Origin of the sequence: Pinibacter aurantiacus (assembly GCF_019130065.1) — a bacterium.
Classification (GTDB): Bacteria; Bacteroidota; Bacteroidia; order Chitinophagales; family Chitinophagaceae; genus Pinibacter; species Pinibacter aurantiacus.
In genome coordinates this window covers 249,356-261,641 of sequence record NZ_JAHSPG010000015.1, presented here as the reverse complement: position 1 = coordinate 261,641, position 12,286 = coordinate 249,356, and the positions used below count along the sequence as shown (strand labels likewise).

Here is a 12,286-nt window from a genome sequence, read left to right as displayed (position 1 = left end):
AGTTTTAGACAACTCTATACCCTAAGTAGTTGCATTAAACGTATGAAAGTTTTTTGGAGAGCCGCTGTATTCTCAAGGTGGCAAGGGCAGAGTAGAGGAACCATAAAATGATGAGGTGTAAAATAGCAGGTGCATTTTCTGTGAGCGAACCTCCCTGCTGCACAATGGAAAGATAGACTTTTAAAAACGGTGTTGTTGGCAGTAATGCGGATAGCCATTGAATAGCTGGCGGCAGACTATCAAATGGCCACACATAACCCGTGATTAGAAAAATAGGGTAAGTGGTGAATGTCATTATTTGCGCAGCGATTAATTGTGTGCTGAAAAGTGAGCCCAGCCATGTACCAAAACTGATGAGACAGCAAATGAAAAGCATGAGCAATAAGGTAAGTTGCCATTCATTGCCACGGTTGGGCAAATGCAAAATGGTAAAGTTTACATTCAGGAAGAAGAAAGCATAACATCCGAAAAGTATAAAATAGAAAAATCCTTTTCCCCAAACGGCAAGTGAATAGTGATGGTTGGATAATTGCAGCAATTCAGGCAATGTGTTTTTTTCGCGCTCACCTGCGAAGCTGCATGCAAGGCCGATGAGTAATGTCTGTTGCAAAATGAGCATTAGCAAACCGGGCAACAGAAAGGCTCCGTAACTAGATCGCTCATTGTAGAGTGGCCTGTAGTCAAGGCTTACAGGCATTGTTTCGCGCATGGCAATGGCTTCCGTCATGCCGTTCTTTTGAAAATATTGCAAACGAACCCCGGCGCTCACGGTGAGGCTCACTTCGGTAACTGCGCTTAAAATATCGCTTGATGGTAAGAAGCGACCAACGTTTAACGCAAGCAGTGCCTTCGATTGATGCAAGGACAAAACCTTCTTCTCCATTCCTTTTTCCAGATACAAATAACCCTGGCAATAGCCGTCGTTCATAAGTTCTTGCGCATCTTCTACAGATGCAGCACTTATCACATCAATCGTTTGAGTGTTGTTTAATTGCTCCGCCAGCAATCGCGATAAGCTACTATGATCGGCATCGATAACGGCGAGTTTAACTTCTGTTTCTTCTTTGTTGATATAAATGCTTCCGTAAAAAAATGCATACACAATGGGAGCAATGAGCAGTGTAAGCAGGAGACTGTGATCCTTTGCAATCATTGCAGTTTCACGCTTTGTAATGTTCCATATGTTGGATAGAAAACTCATGCTGTTCGATATAGTTGATTGCATTTTTTTTGAAAAAAGATAATTGCCAGTGGATAAGTAATGATGATGAAGCAAAGCAACTTTAGCATTTCAGGTTGTGCATACCGAAGTGGAAGCTGCATATTGTTTACTTTGATGAACGCATCGAGAAAAGGAGCGTAGGGCATGATTTGCGCATAGTATTGATCATACCAGGGCATGGCCCATCTTGGAAAAGTATAGCCGCTGAAAACGAATGCCGGTGAGGTATAGAAGATGGCAATGTCTGTACACAACATCACATCCGCAAAAATGGATGACAGCAAAAAACCAACACCGAGACAAGCAATAGCTAAGAGTGTATACAAAACGAAAAATGAAAACATTCCTTCTGAATTGCCGATCTCAAAAATGGGAAATATGATGCCAGCGATGAGTATAAAATTCAACCATGCAATTGCAAGATGCGCAATCAATTTACCAATGATGATGTTGGATGCAGAGCCATTTGCAATCAACATCAATTCATGAATCGTGTTTGTTTTCCATTCATAGTTCAACAGCAATACGCCAATAAGAATGATGATCATTTGCATGGCAACGGTGATCAAACCCGGCACCAAATACTCCTGGTAATTGAACTGTGGGTTGTATAATGGATACGTAATGAGTTTGATCGGTTGAATGAGTGCCATTGCTTTGTCGGCGGGCATTCCCTTTTTTTCAAGTTTTTGTAACACAACACCTAAACCTCCTGCGATCAAAACGTTGGCTGCATCTTTATACATGAGTTTGGCGGTAACCATAAAAGATGCATTCGTGTAAAACCCTACTGTTGCAGGGTTCCGGCTTTTGATATTTCTTTCAAGCCCCTGTGGAAAATATACCGCTGCCATTATCTTTCCTTCCCGCATATTGGTTTGCAGCTCCTTGTAGCTATTGACAGTGGTAGTGAAATGAATGCTTTCTGTTTGTTCCATTAAAAAAATCAACTGGCGTGAAATGGCAGAATGATCTTCATCAAAAATGGCAACGGGTAACTTTTCAGCTTTTTGTTTTTCATAAATATAAGCGTAGAGGAAAAAGAGCAATGGCGGAATCACAATCAACACCCAATAATGTGCCGGGAGCGAAAAAATACGCTTCCATTCACGAAATGTTATTTTAAAAATGGTGTTCAATAATAGTGTGTTTGAAATGATAGCTAGATGACTATGGTAGCTGCATCGACGCGGTCATGCCGGGTCTTAAACCTTTAATGTTCGCTACATTGACCGGTTTGCATTCAATGGTGAATGTTCTTAATTCAAACTGTCCACGTTCCTTTGTAGGCACCCAATTGGCAAACTCCAACGACGGCGCAATGCGCGATACCACTGCATCAAATGCCTCCGGTTCTGCACCGGGAATTTTAATTGATACCCTGCTGTTTTGTTGCAGTCCCTTTATTTTATCCTGCCGAATGTTGAAGCGTACAAAATAGGAATCGTGTTTTTGCAAAGTGATCATCGGGTAGCCAATCGAAACAATTTCACCTTCGTGTATCACGAGGGTTGAAATGATGCCATCTGCAGGCGCCGTCACTCTTGTGTTGTCTGTCAATGATTTTGTTAGTTCATAGCCTTGCTCTGCTTGCTTTAGCACCGCTGTTGCTGCTTGTATCAGTTCTGGTTGAGTGCCTTTTTGTAACAGATCCCAGTTGAGCTTTGCTGTTTCCATTTCCTTTTTTGCCGCTTGCAATTTGAAATAGATGATATCTTTTTCTTCACCCGAGATCACATCTTTTTGGTAGAGATTGTTCATGCGCTCGTAGGTTTTTGAAGCGAGGTCATACTGCTCCTGCGCAATGGAATACACGTTGGCAGCTGATTTGATCACTTCAGGTCTTGCGCCTTTTTGCAATAATGCCAATTGACTTTTTGCCGCGTCAATGGCAGATAGCGTCTGATTACGGATGGCGTCAATCTCATTGGTTCTTAATACGCCCAGCAATTGTCCTTTCTTTACGGTATCGCCCTGCTTCACCATGAGGCTGTCGAGCCTGCCGGGAAACTCTGCGGCAACATCAAGGAAGTCTGCATCTACCATACCGATCACGGTGTTGTCTTCCTTTGCCTTCGGACGTTTCACCAAAAAGATCAACGCAACAATCAGAATGATCAGCGGTATAAAAAGTGCCCAATAATTTTTTAAGAATTTGCTCATTCAATTTTATTTAGAATGTGTTATTGTAAGTATGCTGATATTTTTTCCGGCGTTCCTACAATGTTAAAATACTCTGCCATTGCGAGATAGTAGCCGAGTACAGCAGTATAGTAAGCCTTTTCAATTTCTTCTTTAATCAACAATGCATCGTTTACATCTTTGGGTGAAGAAAGATTGTTGCGCATTCTTTCTTCAATTAACGAAAAAGTTGTGTTGGCTTCCTGTCTTGCGCTGTCCAGCGCTGCCACATCATTTTGCAAAGACTGCATTTTATTGATGGCTACTTTCAACTGCATCTCTAAAAGTGACTTGGCGTTTTCTGTTGCAAGCTTTGATTCTTCTAATAGTTGCTGCGCGGCTTTCACACGTTTAATTGTTTGCGTTCCATTGAAGATGGTCCATTGCATTTCCACACCTACAAACCACGGCGGAATGGTTACCGGCAAATCATTTTGATAGAGATTAAGATTGCCCACTGCGAATATATTTGGCAGTGAAAAAGATTTGCTGCCTTTCAATGTTGCTTCTGCCAGTGCGCTTTTACTGTTTACAAACTGATAACCGGGATTCGTTTGATAAAATTCATTGTTGACCGTATCTATTTTTGTTGGCTTGTATATCAGTGTGTCTGTTATAATGATGACTGAATCGAGTGGCGCGCCAAGCAATTTGTTTAGTTCTACCAATGCATTTTGTTTTTCGAGTTGTTGATTGCTTAGCCGCGTTTTTCCCTGTATCAGCGCTACTTTCGCCCAGTTACGCTGATAGGGCGGAAGTATTTGTTCCTTCACCATTTCATTGGCGTAGTTGTCATTTTTTTGTAATGACGATACGATAGTGTTTTCCTTTTGTAAAATGGCATTGAGGTACATGATCCGTATATATTGCAATGCGATGGCAAACTTTATATCCTTTTGAACAAGGTCGAGATTGACTTGTCCCGCATGGAATTCTGCTGTTGCAACATCCTGCACTGTTCTTAATTTGTTGCCAAGATAAATGGGTTGGCGAACGCCGAGGCCTGCCAGGAAATACGATTGCTTGCTAAGCGGTGGATTGTAATTTGGATAAGCCGCGTTGATGATCGTGCGTGAAGTGCTTTCAATTCTTTGTGCCGCATCGGAGGAAATGTTCTGCCCTGTTATCTCTTTATATACCTGGTTCGCCGTGTTAACTGCTTGCAGAGACGAACCCGTGATAATGCCGTCTCTAACCGTTTGCAGATTAATTTCCAGGGGTTTGCTCAAGTAGCTGTAACTCGCCAGCAGGTCAACTTTGGGTAAATACGACTGCTTCTCTGCCTGCATTGAATATTGTCTTGCCAGCAAAGATGTTTTCGCCTGGCTGATCAGCACATTGTTCTTCTGCGCAATCACAAAGCAGTCATTCAAGGTTGTTCTATTGGTTTGCGTTTTAGCCTGTAAACCACAGAGGCACACAACAATTACCCATTGCAACTGTCTCCCGCGATAACCAATTTCATGTAGTAGTTGATGTAACATGAAGGGTTAACAATCAGGAAAGTAGAATGTTTAATGGGGAATTAAGAATTAAGAATTAAGAATTAGGAATTAAGAATTGTTGACTGAGCTGTTATCCCGTTTGTCAGCAAACTTAATGCTGCACAGAAAGAATTCTTAATTCTTAATTCATTCTGCTTCCGGCTTTGTTTGGGAACAATTTTTTAATGCACTGGTTATATATTATTTCACAATTAAAATGCAGCATTATGATACGCAAATTGAAATCCGGTGAGTATCGTTTGTATTCGAGGAAGAAGGACCCAAAGACAAATAAGCGTAGAAACTTAGGCACATTTGACAGCCTCGAGGCAGCGAAGAAACATGAGAAGGAAGTGCAGTATTTTAAGAGACACTGATTCAATTAATAATTAACAATTAAGAATTAGGAATTAAGAATTAAGAATTGTTGACTGAGCCATCATACGGTTTATGATTGAAAACCCAAATGCGGCACAGGATGAATTCTTAATTCTTAATTCCCAATTCTTAATTCATACTTAAATGATTATCTTATCAAACAATAAAATCAAAACTAATGGCTGTACATTTTGCAGGAATTTCAGGGAGTTTGCGTAAGGGTTCTTACAATACCAAATTGCTTCATACGGTTTCTACGCTATTGCCGGAAGACACAACAATGGAGATTCTTTCTATTGATCTTCCCTTATACAATGCTGATTTGGATGTGCCTGCAGCTGCAGAAAGACCAGCGTCTGTAGTAACATTTAGAAATGCACTTGCAAAGGCAGATGGATTGGTGATCGTTTCGCCGGAATATAATTACTCTATACCTGGCGGCCTGAAGAATGCGATTGACTGGGCTTCTCGCGGAGCAGATGCACCTTTGCTAAACATGCCCGTTTCTGTAATGGGTGCAACCACCGGCATGTGGGGAACAGTTCGTATGCAATTGGCCTTTCATGCGGTGTTTCAATTTCTCAACATGAAGCCTGTTTATAAACCTGAAGTGTTGATTGCACAAGCTCCTTCAAAGTTTAACGACAATGGCGAGTTTACAGATGAGAGCGCGAAGGTGCTTATCAGGAAACAGCTGGAGAATTTGAAGAAATTAATAATTAATAAAGAATAATTAATAGGGAAGCAATTAAGAATTAAGAATTAAGAATGCTTTCTGTGTAATTTCAAAACCATTAGTCGATGTTTTCCTTGGTGTCAAATTTTGAAAGTTGACGGCACAACCAGCAAAATATCCGTGTAAATCCGTCTAATCCGTGTCATCCGTGTGCCATTAAATTTCAAATCATGAGTTCCATCGACAACTCTCAACTCTCCACTCTCCACTCTCCACTCTCAACTCTCAACTTACTCAAACCAACCATTCTCCAGTCTCCGAAGGAGGCAGTGACGCGAGAAACTCTCCTGTTAGCGACTGTCCTGTTGCCAGCATTTGCTTCATTGTGTCAGGATCGAATACAAGGCCTCCCGGGCCGCCATTCAACGGCTCTTTTGGCCTTATGATGTAAAGCTTTAAGGGCACTTTATTTTTGAAAGGATTGTCGGGTAATGTAATGTTGAAATAACCATCAATCGTTGCCTGGTCAATACCTGCGCTTTTCATTTTATTTTTTACAGCATTAATGTATAGAAGGCCCTTGTTGTATAGTTGCGGTATGATGATGTCATTTTTACCAACATCCATGGTAAAGATGTCAAGCGTTTGTTCCAGAATAGGAAACAATGTTTGAAATTCTCCGGGCGTTGGAGGAAAGGTTTCTGCAGAAAGCAGGATAGTAAAAATGAGTGTGGCGCCATTGTCAATAGCCATTTCAACACCGGCATATTCTCTCACACCGCCATCTACGTATTGATATTCCGGATGTGCTTCACCGGGAACTTGTTTATTAATTTGGATCGGCGGCATGAACACAGGTTGACATGCGGAAGCCATTATTGCTCTTCTAAAATGATCTGCACTTTGAAATGTACGAACAATGTAAGTATCGGAGGGCGCCGGGTTTTGGTTGTTTGTATATACTGTAATGTCGCCGGTTTGCAAACAGGTTGTGTTGATGTAAATCTGTTTATTGCCATTCATAATCTTGTTGTACAAGTCATCTGTGAAGTAGTGTGTAATCAGGTTCCACAGTGGGTTTGCGTCGAATATGGAATGTTGATTGAGCCTGTTGCCCAGGTTATCTTTCAACACAATATTCTGGGTGGTTTGTGTGGTATATAATTCTTCGAGCAGATCAAATTCTTCTGTTGCTGCAAGAGGTGCAATCAATGAACCGGTGCTGGTTCCAACAACAATATCAAAATGAAAAGTAGAGAATTGCTGATGCAGTTGCTTGATGGCGCCTACTGCAAATGCGCCTTTTGAACCTCCTCCGCTAATGACCAATGCTTTTGGCATAACTTATTAATTTGAAAATTTGAAGATTTGAAAATGTTCCCGGTGTAAGCTTATCAGACAATGGTGAAGCCTGGCAAAGTCATTTATTAAATGGTTCTTCTATCTTTTTAATTTTACTTATCCTTACTGAAACGACACACTGGAACCACCAACTGTTTAAGTTGTAATCCCTGTGTGCAGTTACACCGATGGTGAGCAGGTTTAAGGCGCTTACATGAATACCGCCGCCAACAAGTTGTTCATGCTCTGTGCCAAACAACCAGTTGGCTGATAAATGCAAATTGCCGATACTGCCCATTTCTCCAGCATTAAAATCCTTGATCTTGAAAAGGACTTCGGGCCCAAACAGGCCCTGTAATTTTTTATTGTAGTATATGCCTCCGGCAACGGCGCCGGCTTTTAATTTGCCGGGTACGGCTGTTACATGCTCTGTGAGCAACAGACCTCCGGTGAACATATCCGGGCTATTGCCATCAAAATTAGTAGCCATGCCACTTTGCAACCTCAGTTCTGTTGTCCAGCCTTTTTTGAATTCTGTTATTTGTGCATGCGTAACCGAAAAGGAGAGCAACAGGCACAATGCAAGGGAAAGGTGTTTGTTCATATGCTAGTGTTAAAGCTTAAAGCTTAACGCAAAACGCATAACGCTGGTTTACTGAAGTGTAAAACTCTGCAGCGGAAATAGTTGTTAGTTGTTAGAAGGAAAACTGCGTATAAAGCCTAACAACTATCAACTAACAACCAACAACTGGACAATAGAGAATCCCGCGTTCAGCTTTAAGCGTTCAGCCTTATGCGTTCGCAATAAACTCGTAGTCGTAAGATGTAAAAGGGAAGAAAACATAAAACCCGGACAAAATCCGGGTTTTACAATACGTTGGTATGAGGGGTGTGTTAGTTTACATGGCTGCAAGCTGAACTTTCTGTTGAAGTTCCATTACGTTTTCACGGAATAGCCCGTCGGTATCCATCAGGTCCTTTACTGTTTGGCAGCTGTGAATTACCGTAGTATGGTCGCGTCCGCCGAAATGTTCGCCTATTGTTTTCAGAGAGTTCTTTGTAAAAGCCTTCGCAAGGTACATAGTGATCTGTCGCGCCTGTACGATCTCACGTTTACGCGTCTTTTGTAAAAGCTTGTCGTAAGGGACGTCGTAAAAATCACAAACCATTTTCTGAATGGCTTCGATCGTGATTTCCTTGGATGAGGTTTTAACAAAATTTCTCAACACTTTCTTTGCCAAGTCTAAATCAATTTCCCTTCTGTTAAGCGAAGATTGTGCCAAAAGAGAGATCAACGCACCTTCCAGTTCACGAACATTGCTGTTAATATTATAAGCAAGGTATTTTACCACCTCTTTAGGCATGTCCAGACCGTCATTCTTCATCTTTCTTTCCAGTATCTCAATGCGGGTCTCGTAGTCAGGCACTTGAAGGTCTGCGCTAAGTCCCCAGCGGAAACGGCTCAATAATCTTTCCTGCACACCATCCAGATCTTTTGGTGGTTTGTCAGAAGTTAAGATCAGTTGCTTGCCGGATTGGTGCAGGTGGTTGAAGATGGCGAAGAACGCATCCTGTGACTTTTCTGCACGCATGAAGAACTGAACGTCGTCAAGGATCAATACGTCTATCAGTTGATAGAAATGTATAAAATCGTTGATGGCATTATTGCGACTGTGATCAATAAACTGGTTGATGAATTTTTCTGAGCTTACATATAACACCACTTTATTAGGGTGTAGTCTTTTTACCTCATTTCCTATGGCCTGGGCAAGGTGTGTTTTCCCCAAACCTACGCCACCATATATAACAAGTGGGTTAAATGAATTGGCTCCTGGTTTCTCAGCTACCGTTTTACCCGCTCTTCTCGCTACACGATTGCTATCACCTTCCACAAAAGCGTCAAAGGTATAAATAGGATTCAGCTGAGGGTCGATCTGCATTTTTTTCAGACCGGGAATAACAAACGGATTTTTCACCGGGTTGTTTATAACCAACGGGAAATCCATTTCGTTATTTGAAAATGTCTTGTATCCATGTGCCGGCACGTCCATAGTTAATGGCTTGTTTTTATGATTGCCACTATCAACCATGATGCGATACTCCAGGCGGGCCTCTTTGCCAAGAACTCTTCTTAATGTTTTGCCAAGCAGGGTAACATAGTGTTCTTCTAAATATTCATAAAAGAATTGACTAGGTACCTGGATCACCAAAACATTATTCCTCAACTCTACCGGGCTGATAGGCTCGAACCATGTATTAAAATGCTGCCACTCTACAATATCTTTTATTATATCAAGACAATTACTCCAAACTTTATCTAATTCGTCAGCTTTAACCATTGCAGTATTGTAACATTTAAGTTGATAAAGAATAAAATTTCTCTCTCAGTTTTTCTTAAAAAAGGATTTTAATTGAGTCCAAAAAAAGTTTTGCAGGGGAGCGAATATCAAAAGAATTTGTTGAAAAAAAAATTTTTTATTCCCTTGTTTTTGTTCCAGTAACTACAGATTGGCATCAAAACAAATTTTATTTTTTTTCTTTTGATAGAGTCGAAAAAAAATCCTGAAAAATACCCAGTTGCTTTAATGGTTCCTGTCAAAAAAAAGCATAGTATCCGGGCAGGCTTTCAAAGTTTTTTATTTCTTTAAAAAAGAAATTTTCCCTTGTTAAAAAACAAACTTTCTTTTAGAGTAGTTGATGGTAAAGTGTTTTAGAAAACCGTCGAGGTAATTAGTGAAAATTTTCTCTGAAGTAAAAGGCAGTGATGGAAGTGAATATGATTTACGTTTTTTGAACTGTATGGCAAAGACGTTTTCATAAAATCTTTTTTAGGGATGATAAATTTATGCAGAGATTTTTCGTGTTGCTTAATCATTTTAGTAAGATAGATTAAATAAAAAAAGGAAGCAATACTTATTCCAAAATTTAAATTTTGTGCATAAAAAAATGTGGAAAACACGCGAAATGTTTTTTTTATTCACAACAAATTATGATAGCTTTTGATAATGTGTATAATGCGTGAAAAACGCTTGATCTGAATCAAATTTTTTTGCGGAAAAAAATTGCCGACTTTTTTTGTTTTCAGAAAGTCACAAAATCTGCCTCCCTGTTTGTCATATACTAAAACTTCTTGCTTCATAACAGTCTTTCAAACTGAAAGTTTATAAGAAAGATTTTTGTTTTAAAATAATACCTGAACGACTGTAGAACTGAATAACTGAGTAACTGAATAACTGAGTGCCCTGAATACGAGGTCTCTTACAACATCGACCATTCAGTTATTCAGTTACTCAGTTATTCAGTCATTAATGTACCTTTGCCTCACTTTTAGGATAAAAACCTAACAACTACAATGCAGAAAACCATCTCCATAAAATTGCTGCCATCCGAAGCGGCGGATGATCAGATTATCAAGGAATATATTGCGGGCGAAACAGGAAAGCCATTATCTCAGATAAATGGGTTTCACATCATGAAACAATCGCTGGACGCACGCAGCCGGAAAGTGTGGTGCAACCTTACTGTTCATGCGTTTATCAACGAACCTTTCCAGGAACGTATGGTAAAAAAGATTGAACTGAGAAATGTTGCATCCGCTTCAGATAAGGTCATAGTGATAGGAGCAGGTCCTTGCGGGCTATTTGCGGCATTGAAACTCATCGAACAGGGCATTCAACCCATCATCCTGGAAAGAGGAAAAGATGTTCGTGCACGCAGACGCGATCTTGCGGCCATGAACAAGGAAGGCATTGTAAATCCTGAAAGCAATTATTGTTTTGGCGAAGGCGGTGCCGGAACATATAGCGATGGAAAGTTATATACACGCAGCAGCAAACGCGGGGACATAGATCGTATTCTCAATATTCTTGTACAATATGGCGCTGATGAAAAGATCTTGTACCAGGCGCATCCGCATATTGGAACCAACAAATTGCCACACATCATCACTGCTATCCGCGAGGCAATCAAAGATGCAGGAGGAATATTTTTGTTTGAGCAAAAGGTATCGGATTTCATTGTTGGTGGTAATATAATAACAGGAGTGAAGACTGCTGTGGGCGATACATTCGAAGGGAAGGCCGTGATACTTGCCACTGGTCACTCAGCCAGAGATATCTTTCAATTGCTTGACCGGAAAAAAATATTGATCGAGCAGAAACCTTTTGCATTGGGCGTTCGTATCGAACATCCGCAGGAACTTATTGACAGCATTCAATACCATTGCGCTTTGCGTGGTGATTTTTTACCACCCGCTTCTTATAGTTTGGTGCAGCAGGTGGAGGGGAGAGGTGTGTTTTCATTTTGTATGTGCCCTGGCGGCATTATTGCACCTGCCGCAACAGATCACAACGAAATTGTGGTAAACGGATGGAGCCCTTCAAAGCGTAACAATCCATTTGCCAATTCCGGAATGGTGGTTTCTGTTGAAATAGCAGACATTGCTGCTTCAAAAGAATTTGCAAAGCAACATGACGTAAACAGCCCACTTGCCGCTATGTATTTCCAGCAGATGGTGGAACAAAAAGCATACAAAGCGGGAGGTGGCGCTTTAGTTGCGCCTGCGCAACGCATGGCTGATTTTTCAAAGAATAAATTATCTGCCACACTTCCGGATTGTTCTTATTTGCCCGGACTACATTCTGCATCCCTGAAAGAAGTATTGCCTCCTTTTGTATACAAAGGGCTAAGTGAAGGTTTTATCGCCTTCGGCAAAAAGATGCCAGGCTATTTTACAAATGATGCAGTGGTGGTTGCCACGGAATCAAGAACGTCTTCACCGGTGCGTATCCCACGCAACAAAACCGATCTTCAACATCCACAAATAAAGAATCTCTATCCTGCGGGTGAGGGTGCCGGTTATGCCGGAGGCATTGTAAGCGCCGCGATGGATGGGGAGAGAGTAGCTGAGGCCATTTTGATGGCAATTAATAATTAATAATTAATAATTAAAATGTGTGGCATAGCGAGTGAATGCAGCTCTCTTCGTGTGTTGCGGTATTAATT

At 40.9% G+C, this 12,286-nt stretch carries 10 protein-coding genes; 3 read left to right on the top strand and 7 right to left on the bottom strand.

Annotated elements, in window-relative coordinates; genetic code table 11:
• Positions 1-34: 34 nt before the first annotated feature.
• The 4 genes from KTO63_RS19520 to KTO63_RS19505 are packed head-to-tail and all read right to left on the bottom strand — an operon-like array spanning position 35 to position 4,887.
• Positions 35-1,201, bottom strand: coding sequence for an ABC transporter permease (locus KTO63_RS19520; RefSeq protein WP_217793467.1), 1,167 nt, complete (start codon positions 1,199-1,201; stop codon positions 35-37).
• Positions 1,198-2,361 (bottom strand): ABC transporter permease, encoded by a 1,164-nt coding sequence (locus tag KTO63_RS19515; RefSeq protein WP_217793466.1) that lies wholly within the window; start codon positions 2,359-2,361, stop codon positions 1,198-1,200. The genes KTO63_RS19520 and KTO63_RS19515 overlap by 4 nt, the downstream gene beginning before the upstream one ends.
• Positions 2,362-2,392: 31 nt before the next feature.
• On the bottom strand, positions 2,393-3,385 hold the full coding sequence (locus KTO63_RS19510; RefSeq protein ID WP_217793465.1) for an HlyD family secretion protein: 993 nt from the start codon (positions 3,383-3,385) through the stop codon (positions 2,393-2,395).
• 20 nt (positions 3,386-3,405) lie between these two features.
• Positions 3,406-4,887: a TolC family protein gene (locus tag KTO63_RS19505; protein ID WP_217793464.1), complete on the bottom strand. Its 1,482-nt coding sequence runs from the start codon at positions 4,885-4,887 to the stop codon at positions 3,406-3,408.
• Positions 4,888-5,114: 227 nt separating this feature from the next.
• On the opposite strand from KTO63_RS19505, the gene KTO63_RS19500 reads away from it, so the two are divergent.
• A complete protein-coding gene (locus tag KTO63_RS19500) occupies positions 5,115-5,264 on the top strand; it encodes a hypothetical protein (RefSeq protein WP_217793462.1) in 150 nt (49 codons plus the stop codon).
• 179 nt (positions 5,265-5,443) lie between these two features.
• Positions 5,444-5,998: an NADPH-dependent FMN reductase gene (locus tag KTO63_RS19495; RefSeq protein WP_217793461.1), complete on the top strand. Its 555-nt coding sequence runs from the start codon at positions 5,444-5,446 to the stop codon at positions 5,996-5,998.
• A 237-nt stretch (positions 5,999-6,235) separates the two neighbouring features.
• Here KTO63_RS19495 and KTO63_RS19490 read toward each other — a convergent pair whose 3' ends face one another.
• The 3 genes from KTO63_RS19490 to dnaA all read right to left on the bottom strand — a co-directional run bounded on the left by KTO63_RS19490 (position 6,236) and on the right by dnaA (position 9,621).
• Positions 6,236-7,282 (bottom strand): patatin-like phospholipase family protein, encoded by a 1,047-nt coding sequence (locus KTO63_RS19490; RefSeq protein WP_217793460.1) that lies wholly within the window; start codon positions 7,280-7,282, stop codon positions 6,236-6,238.
• Positions 7,283-7,361: 79 nt separating this feature from the next.
• Positions 7,362-7,886 (bottom strand): hypothetical protein, encoded by a 525-nt coding sequence (locus tag KTO63_RS19485; protein ID WP_217793459.1) that lies wholly within the window; start codon positions 7,884-7,886, stop codon positions 7,362-7,364.
• A 295-nt stretch (positions 7,887-8,181) separates the two neighbouring features.
• A complete protein-coding gene (gene dnaA / locus KTO63_RS19480) occupies positions 8,182-9,621 on the bottom strand; it encodes a chromosomal replication initiator protein DnaA (protein ID WP_217793458.1) in 1,440 nt (479 codons plus the stop codon).
• 1,013 nt (positions 9,622-10,634) lie between these two features.
• Between dnaA and KTO63_RS19475 the strand changes: the two genes are divergently transcribed.
• Positions 10,635-12,218, top strand: coding sequence for an NAD(P)/FAD-dependent oxidoreductase (locus KTO63_RS19475; protein ID WP_217793457.1), 1,584 nt, complete (start codon positions 10,635-10,637; stop codon positions 12,216-12,218).
• Positions 12,219-12,286 lie beyond the last annotated feature (68 nt).